This is a genomic window from Shewanella spartinae, assembly GCF_019457555.1.
In the GTDB taxonomy this organism is placed as follows: Bacteria; Pseudomonadota; Gammaproteobacteria; order Enterobacterales; family Shewanellaceae; genus Shewanella; species Shewanella loihica.
Window position 1 is genome coordinate 2,140,632 of the sequence record NZ_CP080418.1, and the last position, 20,221, is coordinate 2,160,852.

17 protein-coding genes are annotated in these 20,221 nt (G+C 53.8%); 2 read left to right on the top strand and 15 right to left on the bottom strand.

The features are described from left to right. Nucleotides 1-36: 36 nt before the first annotated feature. The 11 genes from kdnA to K0I31_RS09645 form a co-directional block, all read right to left on the bottom strand. Nucleotides 37-1,224, bottom strand: coding sequence for an 8-amino-3,8-dideoxy-alpha-D-manno-octulosonate transaminase KdnA (gene kdnA / locus K0I31_RS09595; protein ID WP_220080652.1), 1,188 nt, complete (start codon nucleotides 1,222-1,224; stop codon nucleotides 37-39). A 254-nt stretch (nucleotides 1,225-1,478) separates the two neighbouring features. Further along, nucleotides 1,479-2,090, bottom strand: a complete 612-nt coding sequence (can, locus tag K0I31_RS09600; protein ID WP_011865657.1) for a carbonate dehydratase — start codon at nucleotides 2,088-2,090, stop codon at nucleotides 1,479-1,481. Between the two features lie 139 nt (nucleotides 2,091-2,229). Beyond that, complete coding sequence (locus K0I31_RS09605; protein ID WP_220080653.1) at nucleotides 2,230-3,063, bottom strand: alpha/beta fold hydrolase; 834 nt, start codon at nucleotides 3,061-3,063, stop codon at nucleotides 2,230-2,232. A 6-nt stretch (nucleotides 3,064-3,069) separates the two neighbouring features. Continuing rightward, on the bottom strand, nucleotides 3,070-3,822 hold the full coding sequence (locus tag K0I31_RS09610; protein ID WP_220080654.1) for a M15 family metallopeptidase: 753 nt from the start codon (nucleotides 3,820-3,822) through the stop codon (nucleotides 3,070-3,072). Further along, entirely contained in the window at nucleotides 3,816-4,946 is a 1,131-nt protein-coding gene (gene dapE / locus K0I31_RS09615; RefSeq protein WP_220058283.1) for a succinyl-diaminopimelate desuccinylase, read from the bottom strand. The genes K0I31_RS09610 and dapE overlap by 7 nt, the downstream gene beginning before the upstream one ends. Further along, a complete protein-coding gene (locus K0I31_RS09620) occupies nucleotides 4,943-5,287 on the bottom strand; it encodes an ArsC family reductase (RefSeq protein WP_220080655.1) in 345 nt (114 codons plus the stop codon). The genes dapE and K0I31_RS09620 overlap by 4 nt, the downstream gene beginning before the upstream one ends. A gap of 290 nt (nucleotides 5,288-5,577) precedes the next feature. Next, a complete protein-coding gene (crr, locus tag K0I31_RS09625) occupies nucleotides 5,578-6,087 on the bottom strand; it encodes a PTS glucose transporter subunit IIA (RefSeq protein WP_011865662.1) in 510 nt (169 codons plus the stop codon). Nucleotides 6,088-6,153: 66 nt separating this feature from the next. Then, the gene (gene ptsP / locus K0I31_RS09630) at nucleotides 6,154-7,860 is read right to left on the bottom strand and encodes a phosphoenolpyruvate--protein phosphotransferase (RefSeq protein WP_220080656.1); all 1,707 of its coding nucleotides are present in this window, start codon (nucleotides 7,858-7,860) and stop codon (nucleotides 6,154-6,156) included. A gap of 11 nt (nucleotides 7,861-7,871) precedes the next feature. After that, the gene (locus K0I31_RS09635; RefSeq protein ID WP_011865664.1) at nucleotides 7,872-8,129 is read right to left on the bottom strand and encodes an HPr family phosphocarrier protein; all 258 of its coding nucleotides are present in this window, start codon (nucleotides 8,127-8,129) and stop codon (nucleotides 7,872-7,874) included. A 31-nt stretch (nucleotides 8,130-8,160) separates the two neighbouring features. Beyond that, nucleotides 8,161-8,553, bottom strand: coding sequence for an ACT domain-containing protein (locus tag K0I31_RS09640; protein ID WP_011865665.1), 393 nt, complete (start codon nucleotides 8,551-8,553; stop codon nucleotides 8,161-8,163). 215 nt (nucleotides 8,554-8,768) lie between these two features. After that, a complete protein-coding gene (locus K0I31_RS09645; RefSeq protein ID WP_220080657.1) occupies nucleotides 8,769-10,406 on the bottom strand; it encodes a methyl-accepting chemotaxis protein in 1,638 nt (545 codons plus the stop codon). A 392-nt stretch (nucleotides 10,407-10,798) separates the two neighbouring features. Between K0I31_RS09645 and K0I31_RS09650 the strand changes: the two genes are divergently transcribed. Next, nucleotides 10,799-11,491: a DUF3334 family protein gene (locus K0I31_RS09650; protein ID WP_220080658.1), complete on the top strand. Its 693-nt coding sequence runs from the start codon at nucleotides 10,799-10,801 to the stop codon at nucleotides 11,489-11,491. 64 nt (nucleotides 11,492-11,555) lie between these two features. Next, nucleotides 11,556-12,584 carry a LacI family DNA-binding transcriptional regulator gene (locus K0I31_RS09655; RefSeq protein ID WP_011865668.1) on the top strand — a complete coding sequence of 343 codons (1,029 nt, stop codon included), beginning with the start codon at nucleotides 11,556-11,558 and terminating at the stop codon, nucleotides 12,582-12,584. Here the strand turns inward: K0I31_RS09655 and K0I31_RS09660 are convergent. From K0I31_RS09660 to K0I31_RS09675, 4 genes are all read right to left on the bottom strand, one after another. Then, nucleotides 12,581-13,195 carry a 3'-5' exonuclease gene (locus tag K0I31_RS09660; RefSeq protein ID WP_220080659.1) on the bottom strand — a complete coding sequence of 205 codons (615 nt, stop codon included), beginning with the start codon at nucleotides 13,193-13,195 and terminating at the stop codon, nucleotides 12,581-12,583. The genes K0I31_RS09655 and K0I31_RS09660 overlap by 4 nt on opposite strands. A gap of 95 nt (nucleotides 13,196-13,290) precedes the next feature. Beyond that, nucleotides 13,291-15,375 carry an elongation factor G gene (gene fusA / locus K0I31_RS09665; RefSeq protein ID WP_011865670.1) on the bottom strand — a complete coding sequence of 695 codons (2,085 nt, stop codon included), beginning with the start codon at nucleotides 15,373-15,375 and terminating at the stop codon, nucleotides 13,291-13,293. Between the two features lie 541 nt (nucleotides 15,376-15,916). Next, nucleotides 15,917-18,418 carry a glucan 1,4-alpha-glucosidase gene (locus tag K0I31_RS09670; RefSeq protein WP_220080660.1) on the bottom strand — a complete coding sequence of 834 codons (2,502 nt, stop codon included), beginning with the start codon at nucleotides 18,416-18,418 and terminating at the stop codon, nucleotides 15,917-15,919. A 90-nt stretch (nucleotides 18,419-18,508) separates the two neighbouring features. Next, on the bottom strand, nucleotides 18,509-20,059 hold the full coding sequence (locus K0I31_RS09675) for an MFS transporter (RefSeq protein WP_220080661.1): 1,551 nt from the start codon (nucleotides 20,057-20,059) through the stop codon (nucleotides 18,509-18,511). Nucleotides 20,060-20,221 lie beyond the last annotated feature (162 nt).

Sequence of the window (20,221 nt, forward strand, 5' to 3'; positions counted from 1 at the left end):
GTTGGCCACTGCGACAGGGAATTTGAGAGACGCTAATTAAGCGGCGAAGGCGCGCTTGATGTTCTCGATGCGCTGGGCGATCTCTTCTTCAGTCCAAGAGAGCTTGATCAGCATCGAAATGGTGCGGCTCATGATGGCATCAGACTTAGGCACAGACACCTGAGTATAGTCAGGTTTGTCGGCAATTAATGTGATCGGCAGAGCGGCTGGTGATTTAAGCTCTTGAATGTGTTTCCAGTTTGACAGGTAGTGCCAGTTGTTCACATACCAGTAGAAGCAGCCGTCAACGCCGTTTTCGGCCAGTTTCTTGCTGATCTCTTGGGTGCGGGCCTCGGTAGGTAGCATGAAGCTTAGGAAACCGGCTGAGTCGCCATCTGGATCCGGGATCTCGCGGAAGCTCACCTCTGGCAGCTCGGCCATGGCATCTTTAAGCAGCTTCTTGTTCTTGCGCTGGATGTCGATGATGGTGTCTAGCTTACGCAGCTGCGCAAGGCCAAGCGCCGAGTTCATCTCAGAGATGCGGAAGTTCAGACCCATGATAGGGTGACTCTCTGCGCCGCGATCGTTACCGACATGGTCGTGGCCATGGTCAGAGAACATATGGGCGTGGTTATAGATGGTCTCATCATTAGTGATCACCGCGCCGCCTTCACCACAGGTGATGGTCTTAACAGAGTCAAATGAGTAGCAGCCTACATGGCCGATAGTGCCCAGTGCCTGACCCTTATAGCTACCGCCGATCGCCTGACAGGCATCTTCCAGCAGCACCAGGTTGTGCTTCTCACAGATAGCCTTGATCTCATCCATCTTGGCCATAGAGCCACACATGTGTACCAGATTAACCGCCTTGGTACGCGGGGTAATAGCGGCTTCAATGCCTTCTGGTGACAGACACAGGGTCTCGTCGATCTCGGCAAATACGGGAACGGCGCCGGCCATAAACACGGCTTCGACAGAGGCCACGAAGGTAAATGGAGGAACGATCACTTCATCGCCTGCGCCTATGCCTGCGGCGGCCAGTGCCGTCTGCAGGGCAGCGGTACCGCTCGAAAGCAAGTGGGCGTGTTTGACATTCATCTTCTCGCAGAGCAGTTGCTCCATCTCACGCGTCTTCCAGCGGTCATTACGCATGTGATCAAAGTTGTAACGGAAGGTAAAACCGTTTTCCATTACGTCAGCAACTTCCTGCTTCTCTTCAGGACCAAATAATTCAAAACCAGGCATGGAATAGTTCCTTAGCATTCGCTGCGCCCGCGGCGCGAAAAATAAATCAAAGCGAATTATAAACGCGATGGGTGTAAAACTGCGATGTTTATTAAGGAATATTTACTGAAATAAGCGGCTTTTTTTGGCTTTTAGGCGAGGGGACTTAGTGATAGCGCATGATTTGACCATCATGCGCTGGGATTGCCGCTCCTGAATGGGATGCAGGCCTGTACGAAAGAGCAAGATGGCCCGTATCTGATGGAGAATTTAGCCTAGCGGCGGGCAAAGGTCTCGTTGTCTACCGTGACGTCGAGATCCGACAGCAGGCCGTTTTCGACGCTGTAGATCCAGCCGTGTACCGCCACCTTCTGACCGCGTTCCCAAGCGTCTTGCACTATGGTGGTGCTGGCGACATTGCCAACCTGTTCGATGACGTTGAGCTCACACAGGCGATCGAAGCGGGTCTTCTCATCAAGCTCGGCCAGTTCCTTGGCGTGCAGGCGATGGATATCGCGGATATGACCCAGCCAGTTGTCTATGAGTCCGAGGCGATCATTGCCCATGGAAGCCTTGATGCCGCCGCAGCCGTAGTGGCCGACTACCATGATATGTTTAACCTGGAGCACCTCAACGGCATATTGCAGTACCGAGAGGCAGTTGAGATCCGTATGGATCACCATGTTGGCGATGTTTCTGTGAACGAACACCTCGCCCGGCATGAGGTCGATGATCTGGTTCGACGGTACCCGGCTGTCCGAGCAGCCAATCCACAGATATTCGGGATTTTGCTGTTGGGCCAGTTGTTCAAAGAACTTAGGATTCTCTTCCAGGATGCGGTTGGCCCAGCGGCGGTTGTTGTCGAACAAAGGTTTAAGTAGTTTCATTTAGTTAAAATCATGTCTATGAAGAAGATTTTGCAGGGCAGCATTCTAACATCAAATAGTTACCCTGCTGGTCTACTCAGTCTAGATGCTATCCCTTAACTAGGGCTAATCCGGATAGCCGTCGACCTGAATGTTCGCCTTATCCTAAGTGCTTTCCGAAGAAGTCACTCAGATGCTGATTGATCCACTCACTCTGTTCCAGTGTCGAGATATGCCCAGCCTCGGGGATATGCAAAAACTCGCTGCCGTCGATGGCATCGTGCATCAGATAGGCCTCCAGCACGGGTCTGGGCTTGTCCTGGGTGCCTGTCATGATAAGGGTCGGCAGGGTGAGCTGTTCGATATCTTCCATGATGTCGCGGCGACCGAAGATGATGCGGCCAAGGCGCGATATGCTCTCCAGCCGTTCTGGCGCAATGCTCGCGAGCGACGCCTTGAAGGAGGCGATAAGCTCGGGCTGTGTTTGCTCGACATTGTCACTAAAAAATAGCGGCGCAATCTGCTCGATCAGCGGCTCAGGTAACCGACCTGCGGCGATCATGGCATCGAGCATGGCGTAATACTTGGCGCGGCTGACTTCAGGTTCGAAGCCGAGGAAACAGCCCATCATCACCAGGGTCTTGACCCGGCGCGGCGCCATCAGGGTCAACTCGGCGCCCCACATGCCGCCAACTGACAAGCCAAGAATGGAAAACTCATCGATCTCCAGGCTGTCCATCAGCGCCAGATAGTGCTGGGCCAGATGTTTGAGTGAGCGGCAATCGTTTGGGAGCAGATCAGAATGACCATGCGCCCAGAGATCGGGCACGATACAGCGGTAGTGCTGGCTCAGGTGGGCGATCTGCGGCGCCCACATGGCGCTATCCCAAAGGTAGCTGTGGCCCAGCAGGAGTACCGGACCCTGGCCGATATCCAGATAGCTCATCTGCTGGCCGTTTAGATTGAAACTGTGACGAAAACTGTCGAGGTTCATGGGAAATCACTTCTTGATAATGGGGTTAACCGGCCCGTTTGGTGAGGGCGCGACGAAATAGACGTAGCGGGAAATCAGCGCCTCCAGACGGGTGAGAATAGGGCCTTTAAGCTCGATATCCGCTTGCTCGAGCCGCGCCTTAAGCTTATCTGTATCGAAGGCGGCCAGATACGTATCGGCGAGGGGATAATAACTCAGGTGCCAGGGCTCTGGGCTGACGCCACTTAGACCCAATTGATAAGGAAAATAGAAGCCGAAATCGGCGGCATTTGCCATTAACCACAGATGCAGCAGATGACAGGGCCCGCCAGGGAGATATTCGCTGTCGACGAGTTGTAACGATTCACGGCTGACGTTTTTGCCATCAAACAGGTCGAGATCTGTGCCCCAGTGATGGCGCGACATGCCGGGCAGGGCCGACCAGAGCAGGATGGCATCTAGCAGCTGATTATCGTCTAAGCGCTGGATATCTATGGGGCGAGAGGCCTTGTCTAGAACAGGCCTTTTGCCACTCGCCTTGGCATTCCAGATCCCGAGCTGGCGATCAAAATCGCGGTAGCTAGAGCAGATGGCTATCTCTATGCCGTCAATGGCGGCGGCTGTCTGCATCTTAACGAACTGAGCGGCGCACTCGGGGGCTAATCTGTGCCCCTGACACTCCATCAGGGGTAAGTTGCCATCGCCGTAAAGATCCATTTGCTCGCTAGTGCTAGCAGGGGCTTCGGCGGCCTTATGGCTATTGACATCAGGGGTTAGCAAAGCAGTTTTTCCAGGATACGTTCATACACCTTGGCCAGCTGCTCGATATCCTCGACCTTGACGCACTCATTGACCTTGTGAATGGTGGCGTTAACCGGGCCAAGCTCGATCACCTGGGCGCCCGTGGGGGCGATGAAGCGTCCATCCGAGGTGCCGCCCGAAGTCTGGGGATCGGTCTCTGTGCCCGTGATCTCATAGATCGCCTCGCGGGTGGCGTCCAGCAGGGGCCCTGCGTCGGTGAGAAACGGCAGGCCGTTGAAGATCCAGCTGATCTCATAGTCCAGCCCATGGGCATCTAAGATGTTGAGCACCCGCTGGATCAAGATCTCCGCGGTAACTTCGGTGGAATAACGGAAGTTAAACATCACCTCCAGGCTGCCCGGGATCACGTTTGAGGCGCCAGTGCCGCCATTGATGTTGGCTATCTGGAAACTGGTGGGGGGGAAAAACTCGTTGCCGTTGTCCCATTTCATGCGTGCCAGCTCATCCAGGGCGGGGGCCGCCTTGTGGATAGGATTGTCGGCCAGATGGGGATAGGCGACATGGCCCTGAACGCCCTTGACCGTCAGGTTACCCGTGAGGCTGCCACGGCGGCCATTCTTGACGATATCACCCAGCTTATGGGTAGAGGAGGGTTCGCCAACCAGAGACCAGGTGATCTTCTCGTTACGGGCCTCCAGGGTGTCGATCACCCGCGTGGTGCCGTTGATGAAGGGGCCTTCCTCGTCGCTGGTGATCAGAAAGGCGATGGAGCCATTGTGATCCGGGTGCTTGTCGACGAAACGCTCGGTAGCGACCACCATGGCGGCCAGCGAGCCCTTCATGTCGGCGGCGCCGCGTCCGTGAAGGTAGCCGTCGATCACCACGGGCTCGAAGGGGGGCGTGTGCCAGCGATTAAGATCGCCCACTGGCACCACATCCGTATGGCCGGCAAAACAAAACAGCGGGCCTTGATCGCCACGTCGCGCCCACATATTGGTGGTGTCTTCGAACACCATAGGCTCGATATTAAATCCCTTGGCCGCGAGGCGTTTGGCCATCAGTGGCTGACAACCTTCGTCTAGCGGGGTGACCGAGGCTCTGGCAATCAGATCCTGTGCCAGCGTGAGGACATCCTGGCTCATCGGCTGAAGATCTCCTCATACTGGGCCGGCTTGAAACCGACGCTGAGCTCTCCCTGATGTTCCAGCACCGGACGCTTGATCAGGGTGGGATAGGTGAGCATGAGGGCAACTGCTTTGGCTTGGTCTATGTCGGCCTTCTCTGCTTCGCTCAGATTACGGAAACTGGTGCTGCGTTTGTTGAACAGGCTCTCCCAGCCGATCTGCTCGACCCAAGTGTTAAGCTGCGCTTCGGTGAGGCCATCGACACGAAAATCGTGAAAGGTGACGGCTTGTTGGTTGGCATCGAGCCATTTGAGGGCTTTCTTAACTGTGTCGCAATTCTTAATACCGTATAGGGTCAAAATCTGATTCTCCGTATGGGGTAACGTCCGACCAGAAACGTTGTGATCTCTTATTCGTGTCAGTTACTTTGGCCAGCTTTGCTGGCAAGCGCTGTTACTTGCTGGTCAGTTTTTTTTGGTTATTGTGGCACCGAGTCGCGTCTGCCTCAAGGGCTAAGCTGGGCGCAAGCGTCTGTTTGAAAAAAAATCACCCAGGTTAAGGCGAGAAGCAGCTGCCCGGCGCATACGCACCGGGGGAAAACGAGATTTATATCAATCCGAGAGTGATCCGTTAATTGTAAGGATAGGGATTAAAGCTGAACCGAGAAGATCACATCTTTACCGGCTTCGATACTGCCGTGACGCTTGTCCAGTCCCTGAATATCTTCCATGTTCGCCAGCACCACAGGGGTGAGCAGGCTCTCAACATGGGCCTTGAGGTAGTCGAGATCGAATTCGAGTATGGGATCGCCAGCCTTAACCTGCTGACCCTCTTCGGCTAGACGGGTAAAGCCGTTGCCCCTAAGTTCTACCGTGCCGACGCCGAAATGCACAAACAGCTCGAGCCCCTGGGGTGACTCTATGCTGAAGGCGTGATTGGTTTCGAAAATCTTACCTATGGTGCCATCTACCGGCGCCACTATCTGTTTGCCCTTGGGCGCGATGGCGATGCCGTCGCCGACTATCTTCTCGGCAAACACCACATCAGGCACTTTCTCGATAGCCACTATCTCGCCCGACACTGGCGCGTACACGTCGATGCCGCCCGTGATGGGTGGCTGACCAGAAATTAAACGTCTTATGCGGCTCAAAAATCCCATTAAATTGCCCCTGTGTTAGCACGCTGTAGTGTCGTGATAAATTATGCCTAGCATACTCAAAAATTATCAAGAGTGACAGTGTGTTAATAATTGATTTAACGCATCGATGCGCGAAATTTGCAAGGCCTTGTGCGCAAGTTCGACACAATCTGGGTAAGACCAACGACTGAGGGCCTGTTTAACCTCCAGTAGCGAGGCCAGGTTGACGCTAAACTCCTCTAGCCCAAGGCCGATCAGGAGCGCCGTGGCGCTGGGGTTACTGGCCAGCTCGCCACACATGGAGACCCGCACCTTGGCGGCCTTGGCTTGTTCGATAATCTGGGCGATCAGGCGGATGATCACCGGCGAGAGCACCGGATATTGGTCGATCAGCAGCGGATTGGCGCGGTCGGCGGCCATAGTATATTGGGTGAGATCGTTGGTGCCTATGCTGACAAAATCCAGCAGCGGGAGCATTGAGGCGAGATTAAACACTGCCGCCGGGGTTTCCACTACTATGCCAAGCTCGAGTTCACCAAAGCCTTTCTCCGCCTCCACAAGTTCCTGTTTGCATTGCTCTATCAGCGCCAGTACCGCTTCGAGCTCCTCCACCTGATTGACCATGGGAAACATGAGGCGGATAGGGCCGTGGTTGGCGGCCCTGAGGATCGCCCTGAGCTGGGCACTAAACAGCTTAGGATGAGCGAGTGTGTACCTGACGCCTCTGAGACCCAGTGCCGGATTCTCCTCGCTGTCCATGGCGAGGGCGGGCACCTCCTTGTCGGCGCCAAGATCCATGCTGCGAATGGTCAGCGGCTTGCCGTCGAGCAGCTGCAGGGCGTCGCAGTAAAGCTGATACTGGCGGTTCTCATCCGGCAGCTCATGGTTGTTCATAAACAGAAATTCGGTGCGAAACAGGCCAACCCCCTCGGCGCCCACATCGGCCAGATGATTGATCTCGCTGATACAGCCGACATTTGCCAGCAGGGGAATGGAGCGGCCATCCTTAGTCTGGGTGACAGTACCTTTTAAGGCCAGTAGCGCCGACTTGCGCTCGTCCGCCTGCTGTTTCTGGGCGCTAAGATCGCTTATCTGTGTCTCGTCGGGCTCCACATAGAGCTCGCCATTGATGGCATCCACCGCCAACACCATGCCATCTGTCACCTCTAGCGTCTGCCAGGGGCAGCTCATGAGGGTGGGTATGCCCGCGCTACGGGCCAGGATCGCGGTATGGCTGGTGACGCCGCCGGTCTGCAGTACCAGGGCGCTGACGCGCTCAAGTGGCAGGGTGGCGAATTCGGCCGGAGTAATATCTTTGGCTAGGACGATGGCATTTTCAGGCAGGCGGCTGAGGTTGTCGCAGTGTCCGGTAAGCAGGGTGCGAATCAGGCGCTGACCCAGACTCAGCACATCTTCGGCGCGCCTTGCGAGATAGGGCGAGTCTGCCTCTTGCATCGCCTGGGCCTGTTTAGCGAAGCTGTGCTCCACCGCAAGGGCTGCTGAAAACTGGCGCTTGCCTATGGTATCGCTGAGCTCGGCCAGCAGCTCCTCATCCTCTAACAGCAGAAGATCTGCCTCGATCAGCTGGTAGTTGTCCGAATCGGGATCTAGCTTGGCGGCGCAGGCCTGGCTTTGTTTGATGAGGGTTTTGAGGGCGCGATTGAGTCTTTGCTGCTCGCGTGCGAGCTGGGAGGGAGGCAATAGATGATAGTCGAGTTTGCTTTCATAGGTGCGTAGCACCTTGGCCTGCCCGAAGGCGATGCCCGCCGATACCGCTATGCCTCTCATCGTCATCCTGACTCCTGTTAACTTAAGGTGATGAGCAGCTCGGCAACGGTATCAACCGCCGGCTTTGCCTGCTCGCCATCGGCGCTGACCTTGACCTCGACGCCCTTGTAAAGGCCCAGGGTCTGCAGCTTAAACAGGCTCTTGGCGCTGGCCTGTTTACCCTGACATTCCACTATGATGTCACAATCATAGGCCTTAGCTGCCTTAACGAGCAGGGCGGCTGGCCGGGTATGAATGCCGTGCTCGGCCATGATGGTGACTGTTTTTTGGTACATAAACTCGCTCTTTGGAAATGACGCGCGGCGCTTAGGCCTGGTAATGAATGATCTGATAGTTGGTCTTCTTCAGCGCCTGTATCGCCTGTTGCAACTTGTCCTTCTTCACCAGAATATAATCGGTATCGAAGGTAGAGATGGCAAAGATGCTGATCTTGGCTTCTGCCAAGGTGCCTGAGACGCTGGCGAGGATCCCCGTCATGGAGAAACCCAGCGGACCGACTACCTCGAGGCAGCGCCAGTCGCTCTCCTCTTCGAGGCTGTCGAGTTGTAGCTCGGCGGGAACCACCACAGAGAGTTCATCTTTGGTCTTGCCGATGAAAAACATGGGCTGACGAAACACCTCGGGCACTAACTCACTGTCTGGGCTGAAGCTGTGAATACTGTATAGCTGAGGATGTACCGCTAACGTCATTCGAGCCATGGTTATGTGATCCCATCGATGCTGAAAAATGTGATGTCGTTAAGCTTATCACAGATTTAACGCCCGCTGTCGAGCTTTGAGCTGGGATTTTTAGTGCCTGAGTTTTAGTCGGGATAATTAACTGCCCATCGCCTTTGCAGCAAAATAAAAGGGAGCCATCTGGCTCCCTTCTCTATCTCTAGTCTGGCTCACGCTGTCCAATTAAGAGATTAGTTTTATACCTTGAACTGACCCAAGATCTTGGCGCTGGTCTGGCTTATTTGACGCAGAGACTCTGCCGCCATGCGATTGCTCTCGTTGGCCTTGACCGATACCTCAGACAGCTCAGTGATGCTGCAGATGTTGCGGTTGATCTCTTCGGTCACCAGGGACTGCTCCTCGGTGGCGCTGGCCAGCTGGGTGTTCATGTCGCTGATATGGGCGATCAGCTCCAGAATGGTGTTGAGTGAGTCACCTACGGCCTGGGCTTGCAGCTGCAGCTCCACCGACTGGGTCTGCGTATCGCTGTTGCTGTGCATCACGTTGGCGACGCCATTTTGAATATCAGTGATGATTTTCTGGATCTCGTTGGTGGAGTCTTGGGTGCGATTGGCCAGTGCGCGAACCTCATCGGCCACCACGGCGAAGCCGCGGCCATGGGCGCCGGCGCGGGCGGCCTCGATGGCGGCGTTGAGGGCCAGCAGGTTGGTCTGATCGGCGATGCCGCGGATCACATCCAAGATGCTGCCGATCTGCTCGGAAGACACCCCAAGGTGTTGGGTGATGCTCTCGGCATTCTTCAGCTCCTGAACCAGCTTATGGGTATTCTCTACCGTACCGTCCATCTGCTGCTTGCTGTCCTGAGCCTGCTGCTTGACGCTGTTTGCGGCATCGGCTGCCTGTTGGGTGCTGCTGGCCATCTCATGGGTGGTGGAGAGCATCTGATTAATGGCGGTGGCGACGCTACTGGTCTCTTGATGCAGGTGATCGACACTGGCGTTCGACTCGGCAACGGCATTAAATAAACGGTCGGCGTCCTGGTTGAGATCGTGTCCCACAGGCTGGAGATCTGCAACCATCTTGTTGATCTTACCGACAAAGCTGTTGAAGGCGATGGCGAGGGCCACCACCTCATCTTTGCCCTGGGTGGGCAGGCGCTTGGTCAGATCGCCTTCACCCTCGGCGATGTCTTTCATCGCGTCGATCGCCTGATTAAGCGGCGAGCTGATGGAGTGATTGAGGATCAGGAAGAAGGCAAAGATAGGCACAGAGATCAGCAACATGATCCCCAGATAGTTGTACATCACGCTGATGGTGGTGTCGTTGACATCACTCATGTAAGAGGTGGTCACCAGTGTCCACTGCCATGCGGGGAAGGTACGAGCCTCCATTAGGGCTTCTTCCTGCTCGCCTGTGATGGGGTTTCTCATCTCCATGCTGGCCTTGGCGATGCCCGAGGCCATGGCTTTGTCCAGTAACTTATCCAAGGCGTTGCCGCCCATCTGGCTGGTGAGCTTAGATGCCTTAATGCCGAGCTGGTCGGGCGATGCACCATTGGCCAGCAGGGTATGATCTGCATCGAACAGCAGGAAATAACCACTCTCACCATATTGGATCTGATTGACCAGACTCGCCGCCTCTCGCTGGGCCTCTTCTGGCGTCAGGATATTTTGCTGGCTCTGGCGGTAATGAGTGTCGATCACACTCAAAAGAGTGGATAACTGCGCATCATTTTGCAGCCATTTTTGCTTAATCAGGTTGTTGCGCTGCTCGTTGATCGAAAAGCTGGCGAAGACAAAGGTGCCTATGGCGGCAAGCACCAGCATTAAGATGAGGCGCTGTAGAATGGTGAACCTTCTGAGGATCGCAAGCATGTTATGTCCTATCAATAGCCCGGTTAAATGTTGCTAATATACAGGCTAACGAAAGGGTTGAGAATGCGGTGACAACGAATAGTCAATCGATTGACTGTTTATTGTTAATTAATTGAACTGGCTCACGTTGACTCTGGATCCTTTTGGCATTTTTACGCAATCGAACAATGTGTGTTGCCTCCTTTGTGAGGCGGTTAACGGCGTTTTTTAAAGGCCTTTGATAGGGAATGAGTGGGGAAGCGCCGGGCAAGATGACACTATTTTACGAACCGCAGATCTGATTGTTATTTCGCCGCTGAATGAGAATTAACTAATCCCCTGTTTTGATTTTGATTTTTATCGTAATAGCGCGCAGAATGGAGTATGACTCTTTTTTGACATGTGATGAGACTATGACCTCGCAAGTGATCAGTTCCGACGATATTTTGTTAAAACTCTGCCATTCGGTGTGCCGCGTGCTGACCAGTACCACGGGCAGCCAGGTGAGCCATGCCGCCATGGTGCAGAGCATCACTAAGACCTGCCTCAAGCCAGATCTTGGCTGCTTCTCCATCTTCGATGGTGGATTCTCAGGCCTTGTGGTGATCAACTTTTCGGCCCCGGCGGCGGTCGAGATCTACCAAGCCTATATGAAGCAGATGGGGATGCCCGAATCTGAGCTGGCCTTTTCCCATACCTCGGATGAGGTGGGGGATGTGATGGGCGAGTTGATGAACCAGATCCTGGGTGACTTTATCGTCAAGGTAAACAAGGAGCTGCAGACCTCGATCAATCAGAGTCAGCCTAAGATGCTGACTATTAACAAAGAACTGACCATCTCCATCGACACCAACCTGGATGAAGCTGTGGCGCGCCGCGTCGCCTTCAAGACCGCCAGAAACCATATCTTCTACCTGGAATACGCCATGGATAAGACTGAATTTATCAAACTGGCGGATTTCGAGCATGAGGAAGACGATCCCGATGCCTTGCTGGCCCAGCACGGGCAAGGAAGCCAGACGGCAGACCCTTCCTGGTCGGCGGCAGTTAATAGTGCCGTTGTGGTCGACGATTCAGATGATCTGATGAAGGAGCTTGGGATATAATCGAGCTTCTTAAGGGGCGGGCGCTTGCTCGCCCTGTTTGTGTATAACAAGGTCGCCCATAATTATGACAACGAAAGCTACCTCTATCGATATCGCTTACCGCGCCGGGGTGTCACAATCCACGGTATCGCGGGCATTGCGAAACAGTCCGCTCGTCAATGAAGAGACGCGCTTGAGAGTACAGGCCATTGCCAAGGAACTTAATTACAAGGTCGACAAGAACGCCAGCAACCTGCGCACCCAAAGCAGTCTGACCCTGGCGCTGTTATTGTGTGAAGATCCCACCAACGACGATTCGCTGATCAATCCATTCTTTCTCTCCATGTTAGGCTCTATCACCCGGGCAACGGCGCAGCAGGGCTATGATCTCCTGGTCTCCTTTCAGCAGCTTAGCAGCGATTGGCATGCCGATTATGAAGACAGCAATAAGGCCGATGGCATTATTCTGCTCGGTTACGGCGACTACATGGATTACGAGGAGAAGCTCAATAAGCTGGCGGCGCAGAATACTCACCTAGTAATTTGGGGACCGGCGCAGCATAAGTCCTCCGTGCTCTCCATTGGTTGTGATAACCGTCAGGGCGGCGTGCTGGCTACCGAGCATCTGCTGGCCAAGGGGCGGCGTAATATCGCCTTTATCGGCGATGCCTCCAGCCATAGTCCCGAGTTTCAGGCGCGCTACCTAGGCCATCAACAGGCGCTCAAGGCGGCAGGTGTGCCGCTACAGAAAAACCTGCAGGTGGATGCCATCAGCACGGAAAGCTCAGGTTTCGAGGCGGCCAATCAACTACTGGCGCAGAAACGTTCTTTCGATGCCATCTTCGCCGCCAGCGATCTCATCGCCATCGGCGCCATGCGGGCGTTGAAAGAGCAGGGGCTAAGGGTGCCTGAGGATGTGTCTGTCGTGGGTTATGATGATATTCCTGTGGCCAGCTTCGCCAATCCGCCGCTGACCACCATCAAGCAGAACACTAAACTCGCCGGTGAGATCTTGGTTGAGAGCCTGCTGAAGCAGATCAAGGGGCAGGAGGTGAGTAATCAGTTGATCCCCACCAGCCTGATCGAGCGCGAGTCTTGCGGCGAAAAGCGTTAGCCTAAATAGCTCCGCATAAACTTTTCTAGCTGATGCTTAGGCTGACGTTGCAGCTTAAGCATCAATTCAAAACTGGGTGCAGGGCATGCCCATCTCTGTGATACCGCATCGCTCAGCGCCAGCCATAAGGCGCCGGTGACCTCGGCGTCGTTCAGCGCGCGGTGAAACACCCCATCGTTGGCGATACCTAAATAATTCACTAAGGTGCCTAGCTGATGGTTAGGCGCCGCTTGAAATAGGCGTCTTGCCAGCAGCAGCGAACAGGCAAAGGGCTGGGATTGCTCCAGGTTGATGCGCGCAAATTCCGCCGCTAAAAACTTCTGATCAAAACTGGCGTTGTGAGCCACCAGATGACAGCCTTGGATGAAGTCGGCAAAGTCAGCCATGACGGTCTCGCAACTAGGCGCATCACTTAGCATCGCATTGGTGATCCCTGTGTAATCGGCGATGAAACTGCTAACGGCAAAGCCGGGATTCATCAATTGCTGAAATCTATCGACCACTATACCTTGCTGTAATTTTACCGCCCCTATCTCGATGGCGCGATCGCCCTGTAAGGGGGAGAGGCCTGTGGTTTCAAAATCCAATACCACTATGGCATCTTGGGACATAAGGGCTCCTGTATGGGGAAAGACACAAAAGAAAAAACCCTAACAACATACATTGTTAGGGTTTTTAGTAAAGAAACTTCAGTTAAGGAGTAAGATTACTTCTTAGCTTCTCTTTCTTTAACTTCAGCGATAACTTTTTCAGATACGCTGTTAGGACATGGTGAGTAGTGTGAGAACTCCATAGAGAACTGACCACGACCAGAGGTCATTGTACGTAGAGAACCGATGTAACCGAACATTTCTGAGAGCGGTACGTCAGCCTTGATACGAACACCAGTCACACCAGCTTGCTGATCTTTGATCATGCCGCGACGACGGTTAAGGTCACCAATTACGTCACCTACGTTGTCTTCTGGGCTGAATACGTCAACTTTCATGATAGGCTCAAGTAGTTGCGCGCCAGCTTTTGGCATAGATTGACGGAATGCGCCTTTAGCAGCGATTTCGAACGCGATAGCTGATGAGTCAACTGCGTGGAAAGCACCGTCAGTCAGTTCTAGTTCAACGTCTAGTACTGGGAAGCCTGCAACGGTACCAGTCTGCATCATGCTCTCGAAACCTTTCTCAACAGCAGGCCAGTATTCTTTAGGTACGTTACCACCAACAACAGAAGACTTGAATGTGAAGCCAGTGTTTGCTTCACCTGGACGGATAACGTAGTCGATCTTACCGAACTGACCAGAACCACCAGATTGCTTCTTGTGAGTGTAGCTATCAGCAACTTCTTGAGTGATAGTTTCACGGTATGCCACTTGTGGCTCACCTACAATCAGCTCAACGCCGTAAGTACGCTTCAGGATGTCTACCTTAATGTCTAGGTGAAGTTCACCCATACCTTTAAGGATGGTTTCGCCTGAATCTTCGTCAGTTTCAACGCGGAATGATGGATCTTCTGCGATCATCTTACCGATAGCGATACCCATCTTCTCGCTGCCGCCCTTGTCTTTTGGAGCAACGGCGATAGAGATTACTGGCTCTGGGAACACCATGGCTTCCAGAGTACATGGGTGCTTAACATCACACAGAGTGTGACCAGTCTGAACGTTCTTCATACCCACGATAGCGATGATGTCACCAGCTTGTGCGGTTTCAAGTTCGTTACGCTCGTCAGCCTGCATTTCACACATACGACCGATACGCTCAGTCTTACCTGTTGCAGAGTTAAGGATGGTGTCACCCTTGTTGATGCGGCCTGAGTAGATACGTACGAAGGTCAGGGCACCGAAACGGTCATCCATGATCTTGAACGCAAGTGCTTTCAGAGGTGCATCGGCGTCAACGATAGCGTGTTCGCCAGTTTCGTTACCTTCTTCGTCAGTCAGAGGCTGTGGATCAACTTCTTGTGGAGCAGGTAGGTAATCAACTACCGCGTCTAGTAGAAGCTGCATACCTTTGTTCTTGAACGCAGAACCACAGTATGTTGGGAAGAAGTGCATGGTACGAGTACCTTCACGGATACAACGCTTGATGTCTTCCATAGCTGGCTCTTCGCCTTCCATGTAAGCTTCCATCAGATCGTCGTCCATCTCAACGGCAGACTCGATCAGTTGCTCACGGTATTCTTCAACCATGTCAACCATGTCAGCAGGTACATCTTCGATGCTGTAGTTTTCAGCTTGTCCAGATTCGTCCCAAACCCATGCTTTACGGGTTAGTAGATCGACAACACCCTTGAACTCATCTTCGATACCGATAGGCAGTACCATTACGAGTGGGTTAGCCGCAAGAACGTCTTTAGTTTGCTTAACAACGCGTAAGAAGTCGGCACCCATACGGTCCAACTTGTTTACGAAGATGATACGCGCAACTTCAGATTCGTTTGCATAACGCCAGTTGGTTTCTGATTGTGGCTCAACACCACCAGAACCACAGAATACACCGATACCACCGTCTAGTACTTTTAGAGAACGATAAACTTCAACTGTGAAGTCAACGTGGCCAGGGGTGTCGATGACGTTGAAACGGTGATCGTTCCAGAAGCAACTTACAGCAGCAGACTGAATGGTAATACCACGCTCAGCTTCCTGTTCCATGAAGTCGGTTGTAGATTCACCATCATGAACTTCACCGATCTTATGAATCTTACCGGTTAGCTTTAGGATACGCTCTGTTGTGGTGGTCTTACCCGCATCAACGTGAGCGAAGATACCAATGTTTCTGTACTTTGATAAATCAGTCATTTTTCTACTCTATTGGAGTTACGTTCTAAAATTCGGGGGGAAGTATATCAATACTTTTCAAATTTTTTTATTCATTTTTATCAATTTTGCTGAAATATCATCTTTATCGGGAGAAATTACCCACTCTAGCATCCTCCACATAAGGGGCAAACCCATAGCCGGTGCGGATTTCGCTCATAAAAAGAACATGATGTTATAACCCGAAATTTCGTTATATCTTTTTATATGGGGATGTGGTGGGGGATCACAGCCAGGTTACAGCCTTTATGGAAGAGGGGGATTTTAGGGGGAACTCGGGCGAAAAAGATTAACGTTGAAAAGCGCCTTTGTAAGCGGCCTCTTTAGACTTGGATCGGCCAGGTTAAATATGCTGGGTTAGGGTTGGCAAGCGTGTAAAAGTGCACCTTGGGCTGAGGCTCATCGTGATGCATCTAGCGCCAGCACGACAGGGCAAAGAAAAGCCAGTCGCTTGGACTGGCTTTGGGAAAGGCTTTTGCGACCGGCTTTGCTCTATCTATGTTGACTGAGGCTTTTTGCCTGTCTAGTTGTTAAGTGCCTTGGCCACATCCTCATAGTGGTCCCACACCTTAGCCTCTGTGATGGAACGCACCATCTTGACATATTCGGCGTGGGTCCAGGCAAGCGGGGTAGCCGAGTTAGTGCCTTGGCCAAGCTGATAGTTAAAGCGGGTCTTGTCGCCCACACCATCCCAAACCTGCTCGGGTAGCATCAGTCCCTCGTTGGCAAAAGCCTCCATCCCCTTCACATAGGTCTTTACCAGCTGCGCCTTGCTTGCATCATTGAGCGTGCCATCGGCGATCGCCTTGGCCAGCTCGAAGTGAGCGCGCTCGCCGGTGAAGAAAGGCCAGACTCTGCCGCGTTGCCCAGGAGTGTTGCTGCCGTTCTCGGCATAGTTAGCGCCTGTGGCGGTGTCTTCGCCATAGCCGTCGTTGCCGTAGCGTCTGAAGCCCGGGAACGTGCTGCCATCTTTGGCGGTAAATTCATACCTGACCCTGAGATTATCCTCGAGCGCCGTGTTATCGATAAGCTTGAGGGTGTCGTTGATGGTCTTGTCGTTGGCGCTCTTCACGCCGTAACGCACCAACTCCAGGAAGCCGCCGTCTAACACCTCACGTTGATCTAAGCCTGCGCGGCCATTGTTGTCGGCAAGCTTATCTGCACTGTTCGGCGTACCATTGGGCGCAAGGCGCAGATAGTAAGGCGTCTTTGTGCCATCCTCTGCGCTCAGCAGGCCTTGCTGGGTCACGACCAAGGAGTCGAGCTTTTCGACCATTGATTTGGCACTGGCGAGATATTTCTCGCTTGAGTTTAAATCGCCTGCTTGCTTGGCGATATCGCTGGCAGTGATTAGCCCAGCTATCACCGCCGCTGCGGTAGAAGGTGAGTAGCCTTGCTGCTCTTCCCAGCGTTCTTGCTGCGTCTTAAGGGGTGTGATCTGAGTGTGGTTCCAGTCGAGGTTGACCTCGCCGCCGCTAATCAGAAAATCGGCCGCCGGCTTCAACATGGTCTGATACCAGCTGGCTATTTCATCGTCGCTCAGTACGCCCGCCTGCCACAGCTTCCAACCGAGCATGATAGGCATGGCGGTCTGATCCAGCTGCACGCCGACCCATTCTATCTGACCATCCACATGGGTCTTTTGCAGGAACCAGCCGGGCACGCCGCTATAGCCGGGAGTCGCTGCCGTGACCTGCACTTTCTTTAGATACTCGAAGGCCACCTTAGGGGTTTGGGTATCACCCATGGCCAGAAACGCCATGGCGCATTGATAGAAGTCTCTCGGCCAGACTGCCTTGTAGCCGGTCGAGCCGGTGACGGCAGAGACGCTGTCGCCCCAGGGATTAGAGAGTGAGGCGATAAGGGCGCCGGCGTGGGTCTTATCTTCCTGGGCCTTGAGTACCATGGCGCTGGTATAGAGTAGCTTACCCTCATCGGCGGTATTGGCCGTCATGGCATTGAGACTTGAGAGCGACTGCAGATAGTCCTGCCAGCCGATGGCATCACCTTCACCGTTATAGGCGGCGAGCACCTTGTCATAACCATCTTTAAGCGTGTCTTTGGCATTTTGCTCGCTGTTGGCCTTATCTGCGCCGAAGCCAAATACCAAGGTAGTGCTAAGGCTTGGACGCTTAGCATCGCCCACCTCTAGAGTAGGCAGCGCTGCCGTCATGGCAACATTACCTAGGCTCTGCTTATCAGCGCTGGTGCTGGCGTAATGCCAGTTCAGCTCGCCGTTGGCCTTAAGATCGGTCAGGCCATCAGACTCGCCGACAAAGCCCACACTACTTGCTGTAAAGGGAATGTCACCGCGCACGGTCAGCACGCTGGAATCTTTATTGCCCGTGTAGGCGTAGAGGCTGTTGCCATCTTGGCTCACGCTAGCGATATCGTTGGCGCCGCTGTTGTCGATATGGGGATTGACGTAGAGATAGGGGGTGATCCCCGGCTCGAAGGCGGTAAAAAATACCTGCATCACCAGGCTGTCGCGATCGGGATCGGTAAAGAAGTGCTTCTCTATCTGATATTTACCTTCTATATCTTTGTTTATCACCTTATAGGCGAGGGACAATGGTCGCCCAGCTTCATCTTTATGTAGGTAATCTATGCTGGTGACGGTATTGTCTTTTTCGGTATCGACGAAGCCGTTGCCGCTGATGATGAACTGCGCCTCTTTGAGCTGAGCGTTATGGATAAGCCCGTACATGGTCTCGGTGAGGATCCCCTGTGCCAGTGAGAACCATACCCGGCTAACGGGATTGGCCTGGCTGCTCAGGTATTGATCGGCACCCTGCGCATTGGTCACATAGGGCTCGAACGAGGTGCCAATCCCTGTCTTGCCGGAAAAGGCCCAGGTGGGTGAGGCGCCGGGCGCGCCCGGTGCAACTGAAATTGTCGCTGATACGCTGGCACTTGGTGCAGGCGCGGCGTCGATATCACTCTTGGCGCCGCCACAGGCGCTAAGCAGGGCGCCCAGGGAGAGGGCGATCAGAGTGCGCGTAAAAGGTACTGGCTTAGACGTCATGTTAAGGGTCTCGTTTATTATGTTTATATTTTGGTTAAGTCAGTTAAGTCGTTTAAGTCTGTGTGTTTGTTAGGGCTCAAGCCTTACGCATTAGCGCTCGGCTTTGCTCGCTTCGGTGCTGACAAATAGCACGCTAATTCCAGCCAGGATCATGAAGCTGCCACCCAGGATCAGGGCGAAGATCGGCTTGCCATCGAAGAAGGCATTGAGCAGCACGCCTAGCACGCTGGCGGCCAGCAACTGAGGGATCACGATGAAGAAGTTAAAGATCCCCATGTAGACTCCCATCTTGGCGGCGGGTAGTGCGTTGGACAGCAGGGCATAGGGGATAGAGAGGATAGACGCCCAGGCGATACCTACACCTATCATGGGCAGCCATAACAGGTTTGGGTCTTGAATAAAGTAGAAGCTAATCAAGCCAATGCCGCCACAGCAGAGGTTGATCAGGTGGGTGATCTTGAGGCCAACCGCCATGGCGAGCAGGGGGATGAAGATGGCGGCTACGGCGGCAAAGCCGTTGTAAGAGGCGAACAGCATGCCCACCCAATCGGCCCCATCGTTGTAGGCCTTAGACAGCACATCCTGGGTGCCATAGTGATGATCCGTCACCGCGGCAGTGGTGTAGATCCACATAGAGAAGAGGGCGAACCAGGAGAAGAACTGTACCACTGCCAGTTGGCGCATAGCCTTTGGCATATGAAACAGGGCATCGACTACGCTAAACACCATGCCTTGCTGGTGGCGCTCTTCGCCCTTGATATGCTTCAGTGTGTTAGCACAGAACCACTGCAGCGGGCCGAAGGCGAAGATCCCAAGGGCAAGCAGATAGAGCTGCTTGTCGAGAGACTGCAAGAAGATGACGGCGGTTAAGATGGCGCCCACCAGGCTCCAGAGCATGGCGCCTTTCTGATAGGCCTGCCAGCTGCGATCGTGCTGCAGTGTGACCTGCTCGCCGGTTTCCTGTTCGAAGCGGGCCAACTCCTCGGGTGAGTACTCTTTGGTGGTAAACACAGTCCAACTGACGGCTAACAGCAGCACGGCGCCGCCGAAATAGAAGGCGTAACGCACCGAGTCGGCGATCTCGCCCTCGGGCGCCGTGTTAGCCACATCTAAGTAGTTGGTCAGCAGGTAAGGCAGGGCCGAGGCGACCACTGCGCCAACGCCGATGAAGAAACTCTGCATGGCGTAGCCAAGGGGACGTTGTTTGCTGGGCAGGTTGTCGCCCACGAAGGCGCGAAACGGCTCCATGGCGATGTTGATTGAGGCGTCCATGATCCACAGCATGCCCGCAGCGACCCAGAGTACGGGCGAGTGTGGCATGATGAAGATGGCTAAGGTGGTAAAGATGGCGCCGATCAAAAAATAAGGGCGGCGACGGCCCAGGCGGCCCCAGGTGTTGTCACTCATATAGCCGATGATCGGCTGCACCAGCAGGCCGGTGAGCGGCGCGGCTATCCAGAGGATAGGGATGTCATCAATTGCTGCGCCGAGTGTCTGAAAGATACGGCTGACGTTGGCATTTTGCAGCGCGAAGCCAAACTGGATCCCCAGGAAGCCGAAACACATGTTGAAGATCTGCCAGAAGCTGAGTGCAGGTTTAACGGTGGTCGTGCCTTGGGCGGGTAGGGTGTTTTGTGACATCCGATGCTTCTCTTTATTATTCATTATTGATCTGCACAGCGCCTAAGGGCGTGCAATCTGTATTTTATGGAAGTCGGTCGAGTGAAAAAAGAGGCGAATACACGCTTCCCTCAAACGGGTATTCGCCAAAAGCTAGGGTTCTACTTCTCTAGGCTTATTCAC